Raw genomic sequence first — 21036 nt, forward strand, 5'->3', positions numbered from 1 at the left:
TAATTACTCGTAAAATAATAAATTTATAAATCTAATTTATAGTAATCGAACTTAATAATAAATGTATGTACGGTGTATCAAATCAACATTTATATTAGAAATTGTAAAATGGTTATATATTACATTTACACACTTTTATAAGTTCGATTACTATATATAAATATACACTGTCGGTTTTCCCGACAACTAAAAAAGCTAGTCAAACTGACTAGCTTTTCCCATACATCCTGTAATTTAACCTTCTTCCACTAAAACTTGCCACATACCCACAACTCATCTCATAAAGCCTGCTACCAATAGCCTCATCAATATTCATAATCTCATCTATACTCTTCTCACAACTAACAATAACTGGCAATCCATTTAAATACCTGTAATTAATAATCTCAAACATAATATTAACATCACTACCACTAATACTGCCCTTAAACAAATCATCAATCAAAAGCACCTTAGCCCTCTTAAACTTATTCATAACCTTCCTGTAATACTCTTCATCCATCATATTTTGCTTAAGACTTATAATATTATCTCTATAAGGCATATACAATACTCCAACTCCCTTTTCCATAAGAGAGTTGGCTATTGCCATAGACAAATGTGTTTTACCACTTCCAACTTGTCCAACAAATATTATAGACTTATTTTTACAAGACTTATCAAAGTTTTTCACATATTCCTTGGCTTTACTAAATGCTTCACATACCTCCATATTGTATGCATAATTAAAGTTATCGAAATTCTTTTTTCTAAATTCTTCGCTTATACCACTGTTTAATAATATTTCCTCAGCTTCACGAAGTGCCTTACAAGTACATGGAATTGCTTCATTGTCTTTTAATATAAATCTTAAATCTCTACACTTTAAACATTTATATTCTACTATTTCATTTTCCTCTGATTCTAATATATCCTTATCATCTAGCCCTGTATTTTTAGTTGCTTTCAAGTAGCTCTCTGACCCTTCTAAGTTGTTCTTCGGTAGGCTTTTGATAAACTGACTCATCCTCATTTTCATATTCTCTGGCATATTTAGATTTTCTATCATTTAATTGTCCCCCTTGGTTTAATTCATATGCTTTTAAATCATCATAAGTTTTTATATTGTTATTTAGCCATTGTCTTATAATTCCACCAATGTAGCCTTTGTTGCATTTTCCTTTGTCTGTTGCTATTTCTATGGCTTTTTTAAAAAGCTTTAAATCTATTTCTTCACTTATATTGATTATCCACTCATAAGCTACTCCATTTATAAGTCCAATGTTTTGTTCATATAATTTTGCATACTTACCTACATTAAATGATTTTAAGTCTTTTTCTTTATCTATATCTTTTTCTTTATATTCTTCTTTATCTTTTTCTTCTTCTTGTCCTAAATCTTTAAACGTATCGTGATACGACTCGTTATACGTATCGTCATTTAATTTTTTACTTTTACATAAATCCTCTATATCATCAGCATTATCCTTATTTAGATAGCTTTTAAATATATCTTTTATCTCTTCTTTTTTAATACCTTTACTAACATATTCTATAAGTGATATATCTGAGACTTCCTCTAATTCTTTTTTCACACAATCAAGCATTGGCTTACCACTTCTATCTAAGTTGTATTTTCCCCAGTTTTTTAGAGCAATCTCACGTGTATATGGATTGTACTTTATAAGTTTGTGGTGATTTTCAAATCTATCCATCAAAGAGTTTATACTTTCTATTGAATATCCAAGTTCAAAACTCATTTGCTTTTTAGTTATTTGATATATTCCAATTTGAGTTGTTGCTGGATTAGTTAATAAATATATGAAGAAAAATTTATCTTCTGGTGTTAATTCTTCTATAACCTTTGCATCTTGCCAAAAGGCAGTGTGCAGTTTTCTAAATATAGCCATAATGTCCCCCTTAATTTAACTTAAATAATATCAATCTAAATATTTTAATTCACTTTAAATACCCTAGTTTCTGTAGTTTTCATATAGTCTTTAACTATATCTGGATAGTCTTTTTTTAGTCTTTTAGAATCTAAAGTAGTTCTACTTTGCCACTTCCAAGTTATTTTTCTATCCCCAATGAAAGCTACTTCATGATCTTTCATTTCCTGTTGTATTTCTTGTTCTATTTTACTTTTTTCTAATTTTATTTCCTTTAGCATATCATTTAAGGTATCTAGTTTTGAAAGTTTATTACTTTCTATAAATAAATTTAATGGCTTTTCATCTATATTTTTATATCTATTTTTAAGAAATTTAGAATAATCCTCGCTTCCATCAGGAAGTGGTATATCATCTCCTAATATATATTTTTTCCAAAACTCTTCTTCCTTTTCCATAATGTAATCAATAAGTTCTTGATCTCTATCTAGTTTGTATATTTTTATTTCTTCATTCCCAATTAATGCACATACATAACAATGACTTGCTCCTGTTACAGCCATATAGTGATAACACTGTATTTGATAATGTATTGGAACTTCTTCGCTCCACTCTTTTTTTAAGTAGCTATTAGTTACAACACATTCTAAAAATGCATTTTCTGAAACTACTACTTTATCTAAATTTGCTATGGCATAAGGATATTTGTGATTCCTAAGTATTCCATTTAAATTTCTTACCTTTTTACCAGTTTGGTTACAAAATTCTTTAGCTACAAATTCTTCTAGCTTTTCACCTAAAATCATTTTCATATTACTCTTTATTTCTATATTTTCATCTATTTTATCCATATATACATTTACACTACTTCTATATGGATTTAAATTTAATATACTGCTTGCATCGCTACCACCAATTCCCTTTTTTCTTAGTTTTAACCAAGTTTCCTTTGGCATATTTAATGTGTTATGTTCTATATTTGCTTCTAAATATTTTCTCATATAATCCCCCTATTTTATATAACATCATATATTTTTAATAAATTTAATCTAGCGAAGATGATAATGTATAAACTAAACCAACATTTAAGCAACGGATTTATCGTTGGCGCTATGAGCAAAGCGAATTTTAAGCAACGGATATATCCAAAATACTTCGCCAACACGTTGCTCAAAGTGAAAACAAGGATATATCGTTGGCGATAATTTTTTAGTTTGGAGGGAAGCTTATACATTATCATCGAGCGTATTTAAATAAAATTAACTAGTACAAAATATTAATTTAAATATTTACTTTCAAGTATTTTATTTATAAAATATTTTTGACCTTTGCCTGTAATCAGAGGTTTTATAGAAAGAATTTCTCCATTTTCAGTTTGAATTACTTTTTCATGTATTTTAAATAATCCACTTTCAATATAAATTTGCTTAGGCGTATTTTTATCATCACCCTTACTTATAAAATATCCATTATCCCTAAACCATTTATATAATCTATTTCTTCCCATGTTAGTTTTATTGCTTATTATTTTTGCATATTGACCTATTGTTATAGCTCCCTCTGTATCTTCTATTGTTTTACCTAAATTTATATATTCCTCATTTTCAATTATTACTTTATTTAAAGCTTTTACTTTTAATCTTTCATTCTTTAATCTTTGTGCTAAAGATATTATTAAATCTGGATTTTCTAACATCTCATCTATAAGGTTTTTGTCTATATATGCACCATGCTTTCTAATTGAAGGAATAACTTCATCACATACCCATCTTTCAAACTTACATGCACTTTTTAGCTTTGATTTCATTATTAGCCTGTATAAATTTCCTTCATCAATGAATTTCTTTTTATACATTTGAGTTTTTAAACTTACTCCGTTTCTAGTTTTAGAGGTAACTCCTACTTCATGTATTATTATTCCTTCTTCTTTACAGTGTCTGATTATTGCATCCCTAGGATTTGAGTATCCTAATACATTAGCTACACTATTTGCGTCAAAGTATTCTTTGTTATTTTTAACTATTACTAAAATATCACCAAAAAAATCATTTCTAAATAACTTTAAACTTTCCATTTTATCCCCCTATATGGTTATTTTTTAATCTTGTTTATTACTTTTGGTTACTTAAATTTACAACTTATCGCTTAAATAAGTAATTTACATCACTTTGTAGTATGTTAGCAACTTCTATTGCTTCATATACCCTAAAGTAATCTAAGTTCTTTTCTTTTTTTATATACGTTGATGTTGACATATGAAGTAAATGTGCTAATTCTTTTTGAGTTAGTCTTCTACTTTTTCTTGTAAATTTTAAATTATTCATACTACTTCTCCCCCTTTTATTAAACTTTTGGTTACTTATCTTGATTTAAGTATATCCATTTTTTGGTTACAATGCAAGAACTTTTTATAACTTTCGGTTATTTTTTATAAATTTTGGTTATTTAATAAATAAAAAATAACCATTTTAATACATTTTATATACTATTTATCCTAATTTTAAGCTATAATTAAGTTATGATATGTTAGTTTTATATAAGAAAACTAACATTTGATATTAATATTTATGATACTTTTTCAATTTAATTTAAATTTAAAGTATCTAGGTATTAAATTTACTAATATTACTACAACAAAGGTTAGATGATATAGAATTAATTTAAAAATTTAAATTAATCTAAAATGTATAAATAATATTAAATTTTAAATATAATAAAGGCGGTGAATATATGAAAACTTTAGGTGAGAGATTAAAAGATTTAAGAAAAGAAAAGGGATACACTCTTGAGCAAGTTGCAGAAAAATTAAATACAACCAAAATAACTATATCTAGATATGAAAATAATTTAAGAGAGCCAAAAAGAGAAACTATAAGTCAATTAGCTAAATTATTTAATGTATCTACTGATTATTTACATGGTCATACAAATGATAAATTTACTTTAACTAAAGAAGATAAAATTGATATAAAAAATTCATTAGAAAAGATTAAATGTGATTTATCTACTGATGAAACTATTTTGTTTGATGGTGAACCAATGTGTAAAGAAGCCATTGAAAGCTTACTTACAGCTATGGAGGTTGGCTTATCATTAGTTAAACAAAAACAAAAAAGGGACAATAATATATAGTTTAGCAAACTTAGGGGGATATATTTTTTATGTTTATAAGGAATAAAGTTAAAGAAGTAATATCAAAATATAATACTAACAATCCTTTTGAAATAATTGATATTTTAGATATTACTTTAGTTATTTATCCGCTACATAATAGTATTAATGGATTTTTTCAAGTAAAGGATAATTATCCAATAATCTATATAAATAGTAACTTATGCTATGAGGAGAAAATGATGACTGCTGCTCATGAACTTGCTCATTATTTTCTTCATAAGGGTATTAATGCTTTTGCATGTCGTGGTTTGAGTGGTTCTTATATTAAGAATAAATATGAGCGTCAGGCTTATATTTTTGCGGCTGAACTTTTGATTGATGATAATATTCATAAACTTTATCCTGGTGAAAGTGAGGCACAGATTGCATCTCGTATCGGAGTTCATCCTTGGTTATTTGATCTTAAATTTAGAGAAAAGCTTCGTTAAAAATAGTTTTTTAATTTTTATAATTTAAGTTAGTAAAATACCCTGTCGAGTTTTTTGACAGGGTATTTTTTACGTATAAGGAAATTATATAATAAAAAAAATTATGGATAACCTATGAATATGAGCAATATCAATAACTTTATAAAAGTAAAAAATGATATTTTTGAGCAACGGATGTATCCGTAGCGTAAGCAAGGATATATCGTTGGCGAAATGAAGTGTTTCGCCGACACGTCGCTCAAGCGAAGCGAATTTTTTATAAATATTAAATCTATTATTAAAGTTTTTATAATATAAAAAGATTATTTTATAAATTTAAATACAAAAAATCTTTTTATATCTACAGCCTTTTTAGGACACAGTTCATGACAACAAAAACACCTTATACAATTATCTAAATTTATACTTGGAAACCCACACTCCATAGATATAACCCCTGGAGGGCATACTTTACTACACTTTCCACATTTTACACATTTTTTATAATTTATAACTGGCTTACCTGCTAATTTTTTATTTATATAAACCTCTAAATTTTTAGGTATCATACCTCTTAAAAAACTTATACTCTTGTTTTTAGGTATTTTAAAATCCTTAATTATCATATCTTCTATATTATCGCCTAGTATACATATATCAGAAAAATCCTCTTTTATAAGATTTCTTTCTATACATCTTTGTACTGTTGGAACTTTATTTGGATTTAAATTTATAACTTTACAAGAAACTACATCTATAGCATAAGGACTTGGTGAAGCTAAAAGTACTCCTACTTTTCTAGGATTTCCAGCAGTTGGTCCTTCTCCTTCCATACCAATTATTCCATCCATTATGGTAAGGCTTGGATTTACATAAGAACATATATCTACTAAAGCATCTGTAAAATCTACTACTTCTGGCATCTTAAAATGATACTGTGCTTTTTGTACTCCTGGTATTACTCCAAATAAGTTTTTCACTCCTCCTGTGAAGGTTGCCATTGCATGGGTTTTTAGTTTGCATAAATTTATTACATGATCAACTTTTGTTATAGGCTCTATTACTGTAAGGTATTTTAATAGTTTTCCATTTGGATTATTTACTTTTACTTCTGATATGTCATAGTTTAATTCAATATTAAGTTCTTCACATACGCTTTCTATACCACAAGTTTTGTAAATTGATTTTAGTGCTGATTTTGTATATGGACCTCCTGGACTATCTCCTACAATTACTTTACATCCATGATTTAGTAAATGTTTAGCTACCACTTTTAATACCATTGGATGTGTAGTTGCCATTTCATCAGGATGTTTTTTTATTACTAAGTTTAATTTTATAAATACTGTACTATTTTTGTTTATATATTTATGTAGTCCGCCTATATCTTGTATTAGTTTTTCAAACTGTTGATTTACTTGGTTATATTCATAACTTTGACAGCTTCTTAATGCTACATTTTTCATTATTTACCTCCTTTTTTGTTATATTTATAGTTTCATTATAATGAGGCTTATTACCTTTTTTAGTTATATTTATAATAAATTAATGTAACCCAATTTATCTTTTAGATAAATATAAAAGGCTAGATATCTCTAACCTTTTATATTTTATATTTAATTAAACTTATCTTTTTATTCTAACCCTTAACTTGCTGTCTTATATATTGCTTATACTCATCTATCAACAACTCTTGATATGCAGCTTTCTTGTATTTTATCAAATAATTAGATATATCCTTTAAATCCTTATCTTTAATACTTTTTAGCTTACCTATTCTTTTTAAATCAAGCTCTTTATCCGAAATAATTTTTTCATAATATTTTTCATCATACAGCATAAACTCAACTTTATCTTTATATAAATCTTTTAACTTATCAGCAATTTGTAACCCTTCTGGATCAAAGTCCCCAGCATAATATATTTTATCTAAGTTTTTAATCTTATTTAATAACATATATGAAGATAAATTCAATTGTCCACTTGTACATATTATACTTTCATCTATATCAGTATCCTGTATAATACTTTGAAATACAGCTGGATTCTCAAATATAAATACCCTATTATTCTTACAAGTTATATGGTCTAATTTTTGAATATTTGATAATGAGATATTAAATGGTTCATTAATCATATTTAAAAAGTCTATCCTATTTCCTTCTAATTCCCCAGTTAGTTTATATATACAAGTTGAATTTGAGATTTCATCCTTTAACAATCCAAATCTATAATATAGTTTATTTAATTTATCTATGTTATTTATTTCATTTTTATTAACACCTTGACTATCCTTGTATACTAATGCATTTATTAAAAGTTTTCCATAGATGCTATCTTTATCAAAAAAGTGTGGGTCTTTAGTATGTCTTGCTGAAAATATAGCCAAACTTTCATATTTATTTTCTAAATACGGTAAATTATTTATTGCATTTATACATTTAATTAAGTCTTCCTTTAAATAATTTATATTACTTTCATCTAAAGCTTTTTTATATAACTTTTTAATACTTGGATATCCATATAACTTTTTTTGTAAAGCCGATATAATCCATTCTTTACCTATTCCATTTTCACAAAATTTAATTAAGGTACTAAAAAACTCTACTTCATTGTTAACTAAAATTTCTCTTACTTGTTTATTGGTAATAAGTTCTTCCTTTGTTACAACTGAAAGTAATTGTAAAAAATCAAAATTTTTAAGTTTCTTAGTAAATAATTTTTCTACATCCTTACTTTTTATCTTAGCTTTTTTATTGTTATATACATTTGTATCGAAGCTAGCTAGTATATCCATTTCTTCATTATTTTTAGGAGTAATATTAAAGTATCCTGTTATTTTTGAATACTGTTTATATTTTTTCATTACGTTTTTAAATATTTCTATATATATTTTATTTGAGTTTATAATTTCAAGTGCCTTTTCCATTTACTCACCTAAATCTACTATTTTTGAATGTCCATTCCAAGTATATTTTATAGGAATTACCATATCACTACCCTCTCTAATAAGTTCATATATTGCTAGATTTTTTACTCCTTCATAAGTGCCCCATAGTACCTGAGAATTTAATACATAATCTAAATCTAATCCTTCCATAAGGTTAAACATATGACTAATATTTTCTTCATCTACTCCTGCAAATGCTTCATCTAGTGATATCATTCTTGGACAATCTTTTTTATCAGCTCCATCATATCTTGCATTTACTGCTGCAAATAGTGGTATATACATAGCTAGGGCTTTTTCTCCACCTGATAACCTATAAAATTCATTATCTGTTAATTCTTTTTTATTTTGCCTTGGTGTGGTATACATTAATTTAAATTCAAACCATCTTCTAAAATCAAGGACTTCTTTTATTATATATTGATAACTAGATATTTTATTTTCATCTTCCATTCTTCTTTTTTGTTGTTTTAGCTTTAACTTAAAGTGCTTTGATACTTTTTCTCTTTCTTCCTCAGTTAAAAATTTACTTGTACTTAAAAGTGTACTTAACTCTTTTATATCAATATCATCTTCACTTTGACCTTTTTTAGGTACCCATGTAATGTTTAATTTAAGTCCATTTGAAGTGTTTACTTTATCCATAAGCTTGTCTATTTCCTTAACCCAATTTTTAGCTCTGCTAATTCTTGCACTAATTTTTGTACTAAGGTTATTTATTAATATATCTTCAAATACTTTTCTTTCATTTTCATTTATTAATAAGTTGTGTTCTTCTATATTTAAGTTTAATTTTTTAATTAAATCATATAAACTTATTTCTTTTTTTTGTAGCTTTATTCTTATATCTACCCTTTTTGATATTTCTATTAATCCTTTTATATTTTCATCCTCATAGTTAGTGTATATATTATCTGTATCGTAAACTCCTATATTATAGTTATTTAATTCTAGTGAGCTTTCACGTATTATTTCATGTATATTTGATATGATATCATTTTGTTTGTAACTTTCACTTAATTTATATTTTTCTATTACATATTCAATAGCTTCACATTCCTCTAAAGCTTTTAATTCTTCAATATATCCTAAATTAAGTTCATATCTAAAGTTTTCTTTATAGAAATTAAGTTCTTTATTTTTTGTATTTAAATTTATCTCTAGTTCATTCAATCTATCTATATAATTTTTTATATTAGCTTCTCTTTTAGCTTTACTTTCTATTAACAAAGATATTGAATGTGGATATGTACTTATTATATTAGAAAGTCTATCTAATTCTTTTTCTATTTCATCTATTCCAAGACTTTTTAAAGCATTTTTTAAAGATTCTATATTTTTAGTTAAAGTTAATTTTTCATTTTTTAATGTACCTATTTCTTCATAAATAATTTCTAAATCATTTTTTACTGCTTCATTAATTGATATATGTATTTCTGTTTCTTTTAATATGCTATTTTTTTTATTATAAGCTTGTCTAATTTCATTTATTACTTCTTTATACTCTCTAATGCTATCTATTACACTTTGATAACTTTCTGTATTTTTAGGTATATTTATATATTCTGTTTCTTCAAATAATAAGTTGCTTATTTCTTTTATATCCTTTTTTACTTTATAAATATTTTCATTTATAGATATAAGTTCTTTTTCTTTAGTTCTTAAATCTATTTCTATCTCTTCTATAAGCTTTATTTCTTCGTCAATGTCTTCTCCAGTTATAAATTCTTTATATTCTTTATTTAAAATTTCAATACTGTTATCTATTTTATTTATATTTTCATTTAAATTTTCTAATATGATATTTAACTCTTCTATTTTATTTTCTAATGTACTTATTTTTTCTAATCTATATTGTTCTCTCTTTTTAGAACCTATATATTTAAGTTCATATTCAGTATTTGTAATTCCTTTTATTATTCCTATTTTAAAATTATTATCTAAATCTATGTAAGTATTATTTTCATCTGTATTTATTGAAATTGATTCAATAATACTATAAATATCATTACTATACTCTTTAGTGAAATTATCTTCTTCTAAGGAAATATATTTACTTAAATTATCTTTATTAGTTTTTTCATTTTTACAAAGTATTTTATAGGTATTATTTTTTAGTAAGTTTTCAGCTTTTAATCTATACTCATTTGGGACTATTATTGAGTCTATAATCCCCATATCTAAAAGACTGCTTTCTATTATCTTTTTTTCTTCATCTAGTAAATTTTCCTTAAAGTCTATACATTCATAAAGTTTTTTATATGGTATTTTTTCTTTATCTAATATAGTTTTCGCTTCAGTAAACCAGTTATTTTCCTCAAATACTTCTTTATCATTGATTATTTTTTCTAGCTCAGTTTTAAGTTTATTTTTATCATTAGTAATTTCTTTCTTTTTAAGACTTAATTTATTTTTATCGTCTTTTAATTTCTCTTCTTTATTATTTTTACTTTCTTTTACTAAGTCTAATGCTTTATTGTACTCATATCTATCTTTTATACTATTTATTATATTGTATATTTCTTCTAAAATATTTTTTTCAATAGTTAATGTATTTGTATTAGATAGATACTTATTTATTTTTTCTATAGTTTCCGTTTTTATAGTTGTTAAGTATTCTAAAGCTTCATTTAATTTATTTTTATGTACCTTTATATCCAGCTCTTTACTGTACTTTTTATCTTCTAGTTCTTCATTTTGTTTCTTTACTGAATCATATTTTACTATTAGTTGATATATTTCGCTTATTAATTTTTCATAGTTACTTATACTCTCTAATATTAAATTAAAGGAGTAACTGTTACTTGTTAATATTTCTTTTTCAAAGTCATCATGTTCTTTATAATAAGCATCTATTCTTAAATTATTTTCATCTATTAATAAATCTTTTATTTGTTTATCTATTTTGTATATATATGACTCAAGTTCCTCAATTTTTTTATTATTCTCTATTTCTTCTTTAATCTTATTTTCTTTCCGTACATCTATTTTTTCAAGTTTCTCTAAAATATTTTTAAATCTATTTTCTTCCTTTGTTATCTCTTCTTTTATAGCTTTAGCTTCACTTTTTTCAAGTTTATTATAGCTTTCTTTTGATGCTTCTAGTTCTGATTGTAATTCATTTAACTTATTTACTTCATTTTTTAATACTTGTTTATTTTCTAAAATTGTAAATTTTAAAGAGTCTATGTTTTTTTCTTCTTTCTTAACTTCTTTTTCTTTGGTTTTAAGTTTTTGTGCTACTTTATATATACTTAAAGCATTGTACTTATCAAATTCTGCTTTTATTTTGTTACAAGCTCTTAGACTTTTTTCGTATTCTTCTACCTTATTATTTAACTCATCCATATTATCCATAGATTCTGCCATTGTTCTTAAATCATCATCTGAAAGTGTAGTTAAAGAGTCTTTTAATATATCATAAATAACTGTTGGCTTAAAATCCTTTGATAATTTTGGACTTCTAAGTGATATAAGAAGATTTAATAGTTCTTTATAACTTTCTATATCAGAGTATCCAAATAAGTTTTCATTTACTTTTTTCATATATTCTTGTTGAGATGTTGTGTAAAAATTACCATTACCTAAAGCTGTTTCTAATTGTTTGAAAGTTATAGGTAACATATTCTCTTTATTTTTATAAAGCATTAAATCTTTATTTATTTGTCTACCATCCTTTAATATAAAGTAACATGACTCTACTTGCTGTCTTCCTTTTTTAGCTCTTAAGCCCATTCCTATAGTCATATATGTATTGCTATCTTCTTTTTTAAATTGCATATATAAATATGCTATTCTGTCTTCTATCTTATCATCAGTTAGTAAGTAGTTTTCTATTTTTCTTGATTTAGTACCAAATGGATCTATTCTATTTGGTCTTTTATCTCCATCAAGTAAAAGTGGTATAAAGCTTTGTGTAGTTACAGATTTTCCACTTCCGTTAGTACCTCTAAATAATATTTTTCCATCTGCTAAGTCAAATTCTTGATTTTCATAGTACCAAAAATTAAATAAACCAAATTTGCTAGCAATCCATCTATTGTTCATTGATTTTCTCCTTATAATCCTTTGGATAATCTCCTATAATTTTTCCCATTAATGGTAATATTAAAACTAAGTTGTCTTTTATATCTAACATAGAAAAACTTTTCATATATTCTTTGATTGTATGTATATAAAGTTCATCACTATATTCTCTTAAGGTTTTAGTGAATCCATGTCCATTTTCTTTTCTTAAATCTAAAAGTAATTTATTAAATTCTTCTTTTTCAAAATAAATAATATCGTCTTCTTTTAGATTTAAATTTGATATATTTTCTCTTATTATTTTACTTAACAATAAAACTACACTACTTTCACCTTTTTTATTTGGAAATACATCTTTTACTTCATTATTTGTAATAATAGGTATAATTGCATTTTTATATAAATGAATGTCCCATTCAAGATTTTCTTCGAATACATCTTTTATTTCATTTTTATTTCTAACTATATAATCATATTCATGTTCTACTCCAATTTTATTATATACAACTGGATTAAGAAGTAAATTTCTATATACATTGTACTTAGTATTTTCCTCATTTAATAAATCCTTATATGAATTTGCATTATCTAATTCATTATCAAAACTTCTAAGTATGTATCTAGAAATTCCTGTACTTTCATATAAAACATCTCTGGTCTCATCTTTTGAATATAATTCTTCATCACCATCATTTCGTTTTATAATTCCAATATCTATTGCAAACTTTATTACATTTATTAAGCATCTTCTATTTTTTTGCTTAGTCCAATCAATTTTTTCTTCACTATAATTTTGCTTTATATACTCAGTAAGATTTGATAATATAAATTGTTCTTCATTATTTTTGTCTTCTAAAAAAATAAGCAATATCATGAAAAATACATATTCTTTTATAGAATCAAATTCTTTTATTCCCATAAATCCTTGTGGATTTGCTGGAACTTTTTCAAGTTTAATAAAATTATCTTTTATTATTAACTTGTAAGATAAGTACTCTTTTATCATATTCATATAGTCATTTATGTTATCTTTTATGTCATAGTACAATTCTTTATCATTATCTTTTAAAATTATGTAATTTTCCAATAAATCTGTAAACCTCATTAATTTTTCTCCTTAAATATAAGTTCATATGCTGGCATTAAAAAATCTCCATCATTACATCTAAGATTTATTTTTTCACTTGGATTTCTATCTTTTAATTTGTATTCCATACCATACTCATTTTTTGTCCATTCTGTTTTAGAATTCATAGCTTTAGATAACCAAGTTAAATAAACTCTCCTCTCATTTGGATTAATATCTACTATATTTTTAAATATTAGTTTGTTATCAACTATTTTCCTAATCATTATTTCTTTTTCTTTTTCTCTTCTATTTATAAGCTCTATAGCCTTTTCTTGTCTTTCTTTACTTCTATCTTTTACTGTAATCTTACTTGCTGTTTTTTCTCTTCCTTGTCTATTTGATGGTTGTATATTTACAAATTCTGGTTCTTCATCATAAATACTACATGCTAACTCTGTTGTTTTTTCACTTAAAGTAGTTATATGTCTTGATGATATTGCACCAAATACTAAAGATGATAATTTATGTGCCTCTTCTATATCATCACATTTAAAAAATAAATCTATAACCTTCTTATATTCATTTTTTCTACTAGCTCCTAGTTCTCTAGCTTCTATTATTTGAAGTGCATATCTAGTAATTTTTCTTATTATTTCGTTTGTTGTTTCTAAGAGTTGTTCTGCCATAGACGTTTCTCCTCTTTCTCCTAAGAACCAACTAACAATACTTTCAAACCTACCTTTATGTATATCATAAGCTTCTATTTCATCATAGTTTTTATCTATCGCTATGTTTATCTTTTCATATCTAACAATAGACTCTATTATAAATTCTATTGTTTCTTCATCTATCTCTTTACTTTGTAAAGTTTCTGCTATTTGCCCCACATGATTTTGTATACCTGTTATAAACTCTTTTAAATATTTTATAAAACCTTCTTTATAAGCTAGAAATTCTGTAGTTTTTAATAATTCTTCTGTTTTTGGTGAATAAAATTTACTTATATAATCTTGGTAACTTTCATTTAAGTATTTAAAGTCTCTATTTAATTGATTCCACCATGAGAAAACTTCTTTTTCATTTATGTTTTTTATATTGTATATTTTCTTTAAGGTTGCATTAAATCTTTCTATTAATGATAAATCTAATGAACCTCTAGTACCTTCCTGTATATTTTCTAATTTTATAAGCGTTCTTTCTAATTCTATAGTTATTGGTGTAATTTGATATTTAAATTTTCTATTTTTAAATTCTTCTATTGTTCTAGTTTTTTTAGTATCTTGCATTGCTGTGAAATTTTTAAATTCCACTAGCATATCTAAATCCTGTTTTAGATTTTCTATTGTATAATTTTCAAAATCCTCTAGCTTTTTTATTTCTTCATATATTTCATTTTGGTCTAGCCAGTATTTCATTTTTTCATATTTATAAAATGCTATTCTTAGTATATTTCTATATCTAAAGCTATTTTCTTGATTTAGGTATTTTGATTCTGTTATTTTTCTACCTACTTTTAAGCTATCAATCATCTTTATATCCTCTTATGTTTTTATTTTTTCTTTTAGTTTATTAACACTTAACTTTACATATATAACTATAATATAATAATTTATATTTTAAAAAATAATAGGTGTACAAATTTATGCACACCTATTTCATAGTTTCAAGTTCAACTTTACTATCTATTAACAACTTCTCAAAAAATGACTCCAAATACTTAAAATCAGGTCTTATATTCCTACTTACATCAGAATAATTAGAAAGTACTAATGAATTTCTAAAATAAAGTGAATTTTCTTTAAATAAATCATTATTAACATTGTATCCTAAACTTCTTAAGTACTTTATAATAAATACTGCTGTAGTTCTTGTATTCCCCTCACAAAATGGATGTACTTGCCATATAGAAGAAGTAAATCTTGCTAGTCTGCTTATAGATACCTTTGCACTTTTTTTGCTTTCCTCTTCAAAATCATATGTCAATATATCCATTAAGTCATTGTAATCACTGTATATCACACTATCTCCACCAAGTATAGGCTCTTTTTTACTTATATTATAATCTCTAAATTCTCCAACATACCTTTCAAGTTCACCCTTAAATAAATCTTTAAATAACGCTCTATGTATAGTTTTTAAAGTTATAGGACTAAACTTAAAACTTCCATTTTCTAATAATTGAACTATTCTTACTGAAACTAAATCACACTCCTCAGTTTGAAGAATTGCTTCATCATTAGGATCAAGTTCTTTATAGTATGAATAAAGAGCATTTTCTACTTCTTTATATGATTTCTTACCTTCTATAGAGTCTTGCATTAATTCTATAAGATATTTTGAAGGTTTTAAGTTATCTACTTCATTTAATCCAATTGCAATTTCCCAATTATTTTTCTTTTCATTTTTATCTATTCTATTTTCAGTTAATTTTGTGTAGGATGATTTTGTGTACATCTTAATCTTCCTTTCTTTTGTTTATAGTCTACTTTATATATATCTTATATTTTATTATAACATATTATATATACAACTAACCTTTTGTATTAACTTAAACTTTTTATTAATATAAGATATTAAAAAGCGTAGAAAAAATCTACGCTCATTTAAGGTAATAAATAAAATTCATATCCAGATTTTCTTGCTTCATCTATAACCTCACCAAGTATATCAGCATTAGTCTTAGATATAGCATGTAAAAGTAATATAGAACCATCATGAAGATGATCTAATATATTTTTTTTACCTTCATATAATGAAGGCTGATTGCTAGGTTCATAATCACCATAAGCAAAACTCCAAAACACAGTCTTATAACCTAAATCTTTAGTCATAGCTAGACTTTTTTGAGAATACTGTCCCATAGGAGGTCTAAAAAACTTAGGCATATCCTTTCCTGTCAATTCTTTAAATTTATCTTCAACATCAGTAAGTTCCTTATTAAAAACATCAGTAGAATAAGTAACACTCGGCATTGAATAATGGTGATTAGTATGATTAGCTACAATATGTCCTTCATCTACCATTCTTTTTACAGTATCAGGAGAATAAGTAATATAATGAGAAGTAACAAAGAAAATAGCCTTTACATTTTTTTCTTTTAAAACATCTAAAATTTGTTCAGTATATCCATTTTCATATCCTTCATCAAAAGTTAAATACAATGACTTAACATTTGGTGATTTAGGACCATTATAAATTGCATCATAATCACTTAATTTAAAGTTTAATTTATCATTAATATCAGGTGTTCTAGATTCATTGTTAGGTATAAAAAACCAATTTATACAAGTATTATCCAAACCAGTAGATTTAGTTTCTAATCTTTTATTATTTAAACCATTATAAATATTTGTACCCATCCTAGAACAACCATACAAAGAAGTACATAAAGATAATACAAGTAAAATAGATGTAAGTTTCTTCAAAAGTAGCACCTTCTTTATTAAAAATTAAATCTTTATATTGATTATGATTCCATGCAACAGTTACATTATAAGTGGAAAATTTATTAAAATTATGAATTAAAATAAAAAAATAGCTAGACATATCTAGCTATTTTTATTTTAAATTTATCATATAATTACCTAATATAGCTTAAAAATAATTAAACTAATATTTCTTTTATTATTTAATCATTATTTACTGGAAGTATTATTATAAACTCACTACCTACGCCAACTTCACTTTCTACATATATATCTCCACCATGAAGTGTTATAAGCTGCTTACTTATAGTAAGTCCTAAACCACTTCCTCCTTTTAATTCAGCACTTTTATCTACAACTTGATTAAATCTATCAAATATTAGCCTTTTATTTTCTTCACTAATACCTATTCCACTGTCCTTTACAGATATCTTCACTTTATCATCTAAGTCTTTTATAGTTACTTCAATTAATCCACCTTCAGAAGTAAATTTAACAGCATTACCAACTAGATTTATAATACATCTTTCTATTTCTGTTTTATCACATCTAACAGTTTTTTCTTCTACATCTGTATCAAAGATTAATTCAATTCCTTTTTCCTCAATATAGTCTTTCATATCAAGTACAGTTTCTTCTACTAAATAAACTATATCCTCATCTTTTTTAGTTAATACATAGCTATTATTTTCAATTTTTGAATTATCAATTAGATTATTAATTAAATTTAACAACCTAGAAGTATTTCTATCCATTATATCCATATAATAAGATAGTTTTTCAGGCGTTATAAATACTTCTTTTTGGCAAAGATTTTTTATTAATTGATTGATGCTAGTTAAAACATTTAGAGGTGTTCTAAGCTCATGGGATAGATTAATAAAGTAATTATTTTTATTTTGTTCTAATGTTAGTACCTTTTTGAATAATTCCATATTTTTATCCATCTGATATCTTAAATCAACAGTTTTTTCATTAACCAATCTATCTAGTTTGTCTACCCTGTATTGATTTCTAATTAACCACACGACTATTAATAATAAATATAAACATATTGCAAGTTTACTTTTCCAAAAATGAGGTTTAATAGTAAACTTAACTATACTTTCTTCTCCTACAACTCCATGCTGTGTTTTAGCTTTTATTCTTAATGTATAATCACCTTCACTTAAATTTGCAAATTCAATAGAGTTATTTTCTGTTTCGTTCCAATCATTAGATAAACCATCTAATTTATAGTAGTATTTAGTTGTTTTTGTATAATCATCTGTAAAAAAACTTATTTTTATATTTTTTTCATTATACTTAAGTTTAGTATTAGATATATCTTTTTTGTTTACTCCATTTACTTCAACTCTATCAAGTATAACCTTTGGTTTAAATTTTGATACCTCTATATTATCAGGATTAAATACATTAAATCCATTTATCCCACCAAAGTACATATAACCGTTATTACTATCTTTAAAACAAGCTCTTCCGTTAAACTCATTAGATTGAAGGCCATCTATTATAGTAAAATTCTCAAATGTATTTTCTTTAGTGCAAAGTTTAGATATACCTCCATTTGTACTCATCCATATATTATTATTATCATCAACCAATATACCATATATAGTATTATCTATAAGTCCATCTTTTTCTGTATACCTTTTAAAAGTATCTTTTTTCACATCAAGAATATTTAATCCATAGACTGTTCCAACTAGTACATTTCCATTTAAATCCTCATTTATAAAAATTATACAGTCATTGCTTATACTCGTTTCATTATTCTTAATATTTTTATATTTTTTATATTCCTTAGTATTTGGATTAAATTTTATTAATCCTCCTCCTAAAAAACATCCTATATAATAATTTCCTTTTGAATCTTCATAAATAGATCCTATAAATTTATCCGTTACTTCCATATCATCAAGTATATATGTAATATCTATAAGTTTATTATTTGAATCTAATACTACTAGTCCATTATTAGTTCCTATAAATAAACAACCTTTAGAGTCTACAAACAAACATGTTATTAGGTTTGATGGTAAACCTTCTTTTGTTGTATAATTTGTTATATTATAATTTTCACCATTTTTGACTAAAATAGATAAACCATTATTAGTTCCTATAAATACCTTATCTTTATATCCAGTTATATCATGTATTTTATTACTAATTAAATTACTATTTTCTGTATTTAAATACTTAATTTCTTGACCATCCATGATATTTACGCCTTGTTCACTAGTTCCCATCCATAATAGATTGTCATCATCTTTATGTATACCATAAATTGAATCTCCACTTAGACTATTATAATCATATGGATCTGACTTAAAATGTAAAAAGTTAGTATTTGGATTAAATGTAGATATTCCTTTACTCGTACCTATCCATATAAGTCCACTTTTATCTTTAAACAAGCAAATTACTGAATTATCTATTAAGGTATTTCTCTCATATGCTTTTTTACTATATGATTTAAATTTTTCAGTTTCATAATCAAAAGCACAAATACCTTTATCTGTAGCAATCCAAAGCTTACCATTTGAATCATTTATTGCATCTCTTATATTATCACTTGATATTGAAAATTCACTTGTACTATTTTTATAGTTCTTTATGGTTTTATCATTTAAGTTAATTCTAAATAATCCATTACCTAGAGTACAAACCCATAGGCTCCCTTTTGAATCATCATATACATTATATACTGCAAAATTTCCTATAGTATCTTTATAATGTTTTACTAAGTTTAAATCCTTATCTAATTCTATAAGACCTTTATTAGTACCTACCCATATATGACCATTAGAATCTTCTTTTACCGAATATATATATTGGCTTTGAAGCTCATTTGATTTTGACATAATACTATTGAATGTATCTTTTTCTTCATCGTATAAATTAACTCCATTTATGCCAAAAACAATAAGCTTACCTTCTCTAGTATAAAGAATCCTCCATATATTACTATCCAATAAATTACCATTATCTTTTTCTGGGTAATAATTTTTTATCTCATCTTTATCAGTATCAATTCTACTTAATCCATTTGTAGTTGAAACCCATATATATCCATTTTTATCTTCTGCAATATCACAAATATAATCATTAGCTATTGAGTTTTTATTATATTCATCATGATTATAGTGTTTAAACTCATATCCATTATATCTATTAAGACCATCATCAGTTCCTATCCATATATAACCTTTACTATCTTGATATATAGTTTTTACAGTAGATTGAGATAATCCGTCTTCAATGGTGATATTTTTAAAATTAAAATTTTCAACTATATTTGCATAGCTTGTACTAATATTCATACAAGAAAGTATACAAATCATAGTTAATATAATAGTTAATTTTTTTTTATTTTTTTTTATAATTCTCATTAAATATAAATATACCTTCCTATATTTTTCTTCATTTTTCTACAATATTCTATATTTTTATATTGATATTTTCAAGTGATTTTATACAAAATATATACATAAATCAGTGCTTATAGTATTATTTATACAGTCATAATCCCAATAACTTTGTTAGTTTAAAATAATAGTGTTAGATATATATATATAATTCACTTTGATAAATAAAATCCTAATAAACTCGTTGTGCTAGTTAATTTTTTCAATAATAAAACTCCAACAAATATAGCAACCTAAGATTATCAATACTAATTTAAAGGAGGTTTACTATATGATGTTAGAGCTTAATAATTATTATATCCAGGAGTTAGAAAATTTAACAGATTTATTTACAAATATTTTTGTAATTATAGATGATATATACAATGAAATTATACCTATTGATATAAGGAATAGACGTAATATTAAGGATAGCAAACTTTCAGATAGTGAGATAATTACTATTAGTATAGTTGGAGAACTTTTAACTATTGACTCAGAGAAATCATTTTTTAGTTTATTAAAAAGAGAATATAAAGAACTATTTCCAAGATTAGGAGATAGAACTAGATTTAATAGAACTAAAAGAAATTTACATTTAGTAATATCTAAAATAAGAGGATATATATCTGAATTTATGCAACTTTACTCTAACAATATAAGAGTTATAGATAGTATGCCTATTCCTGTATGTGAGTTTGGAAGAGCTC

General features: G+C 24.7%; 15 protein-coding genes and 1 pseudogene. 3 read left to right on the top strand and 13 right to left on the bottom strand.

The window, feature by feature from the left end; translation table 11 throughout:
* Positions 1-208: 208 nt before the first annotated feature.
* The 5 genes from BN7997_RS10920 to BN7997_RS10940 all read right to left on the bottom strand — a co-directional run bounded on the left by BN7997_RS10920 (position 209) and on the right by BN7997_RS10940 (position 4192).
* Positions 209-1048 (bottom strand): ATP-binding protein, encoded by an 840-nt coding sequence (locus tag BN7997_RS10920; protein WP_242873411.1) that lies wholly within the window; start codon positions 1046-1048, stop codon positions 209-211.
* On the bottom strand, positions 936-1889 hold the full coding sequence (locus BN7997_RS10925; protein ID WP_071120813.1) for a DnaD domain protein: 954 nt from the start codon (positions 1887-1889) through the stop codon (positions 936-938). The genes BN7997_RS10920 and BN7997_RS10925 overlap by 113 nt, the downstream gene beginning before the upstream one ends.
* A 44-nt stretch (positions 1890-1933) precedes the next feature.
* Positions 1934-2869 carry a YqaJ viral recombinase family nuclease gene (locus BN7997_RS10930; protein WP_071120814.1) on the bottom strand — a complete coding sequence of 312 codons (936 nt, stop codon included), beginning with the start codon at positions 2867-2869 and terminating at the stop codon, positions 1934-1936.
* A 275-nt stretch (positions 2870-3144) separates the two neighbouring features.
* Positions 3145-3942, bottom strand: a complete 798-nt coding sequence (locus BN7997_RS10935; RefSeq protein WP_071120815.1) for a phage antirepressor KilAC domain-containing protein — start codon at positions 3940-3942, stop codon at positions 3145-3147.
* A gap of 64 nt (positions 3943-4006) precedes the next feature.
* Positions 4007-4192 (bottom strand): helix-turn-helix transcriptional regulator, encoded by a 186-nt coding sequence (locus BN7997_RS10940; protein ID WP_071120816.1) that lies wholly within the window; start codon positions 4190-4192, stop codon positions 4007-4009.
* Between the two features lie 406 nt (positions 4193-4598).
* Between BN7997_RS10940 and BN7997_RS10945 the strand changes: the two genes are divergently transcribed.
* Together BN7997_RS10945 and BN7997_RS10950 are read left to right on the top strand one after the other, a co-directional pair.
* Positions 4599-5000, top strand: a complete 402-nt coding sequence (locus BN7997_RS10945; RefSeq protein WP_071120817.1) for a helix-turn-helix domain-containing protein — start codon at positions 4599-4601, stop codon at positions 4998-5000.
* A 29-nt stretch (positions 5001-5029) separates the two neighbouring features.
* Positions 5030-5470: an ImmA/IrrE family metallo-endopeptidase gene (locus BN7997_RS10950; RefSeq protein WP_071120818.1), complete on the top strand. Its 441-nt coding sequence runs from the start codon at positions 5030-5032 to the stop codon at positions 5468-5470.
* Between the two features lie 302 nt (positions 5471-5772).
* Here the strand turns inward: BN7997_RS10950 and BN7997_RS10955 are convergent, their stop codons facing one another.
* The 8 genes from BN7997_RS10955 to BN7997_RS10990 all read right to left on the bottom strand — a co-directional run bounded on the left by BN7997_RS10955 (position 5773) and on the right by BN7997_RS10990 (position 20311).
* Complete coding sequence (locus BN7997_RS10955) at positions 5773-6915, bottom strand: DUF362 domain-containing protein (RefSeq protein ID WP_071120819.1); 1143 nt, start codon at positions 6913-6915, stop codon at positions 5773-5775.
* 173 nt (positions 6916-7088) lie between these two features.
* Complete coding sequence (locus BN7997_RS10960; protein ID WP_071120820.1) at positions 7089-8378, bottom strand: DUF2399 domain-containing protein; 1290 nt, start codon at positions 8376-8378, stop codon at positions 7089-7091.
* Positions 8379-12446, bottom strand: coding sequence for a TIGR02680 family protein (locus tag BN7997_RS10965; RefSeq protein ID WP_071120821.1), 4068 nt, complete (start codon positions 12444-12446; stop codon positions 8379-8381). It abuts the gene before it with no gap.
* On the bottom strand, positions 12436-13530 hold the full coding sequence (locus BN7997_RS10970) for a TIGR02678 family protein (protein ID WP_071120822.1): 1095 nt from the start codon (positions 13528-13530) through the stop codon (positions 12436-12438). Before BN7997_RS10970 ends, BN7997_RS10965 begins: the two co-directional genes overlap by 11 nt.
* Positions 13530-15023 (bottom strand): TIGR02677 family protein, encoded by a 1494-nt coding sequence (locus tag BN7997_RS10975; protein ID WP_071120823.1) that lies wholly within the window; start codon positions 15021-15023, stop codon positions 13530-13532. The genes BN7997_RS10970 and BN7997_RS10975 overlap by 1 nt, the downstream gene beginning before the upstream one ends.
* A 121-nt stretch (positions 15024-15144) precedes the next feature.
* Positions 15145-15948 (bottom strand): Fic family protein, encoded by an 804-nt coding sequence (locus tag BN7997_RS10980; RefSeq protein WP_083335096.1) that lies wholly within the window; start codon positions 15946-15948, stop codon positions 15145-15147.
* 149 nt (positions 15949-16097) lie between these two features.
* The gene (locus BN7997_RS10985) at positions 16098-16919 is read right to left on the bottom strand and encodes a delta-lactam-biosynthetic de-N-acetylase (RefSeq protein WP_071120825.1); all 822 of its coding nucleotides are present in this window, start codon (positions 16917-16919) and stop codon (positions 16098-16100) included.
* Positions 16920-17122: 203 nt separating this feature from the next.
* A complete protein-coding gene (locus tag BN7997_RS10990) occupies positions 17123-20311 on the bottom strand; it encodes a ligand-binding sensor domain-containing protein (protein ID WP_071120826.1) in 3189 nt (1062 codons plus the stop codon).
* A gap of 310 nt (positions 20312-20621) precedes the next feature.
* Between BN7997_RS10990 and BN7997_RS15820 the strand changes: the two are divergent.
* Positions 20622-21036 (top strand): annotated as a pseudogene (locus tag BN7997_RS15820) (IS982 family transposase); the annotation flags it as partial.

The organism is Romboutsia timonensis, assembly GCF_900106845.1.
GTDB lineage: Bacteria > Bacillota > Clostridia > Peptostreptococcales > Peptostreptococcaceae > Romboutsia > Romboutsia timonensis.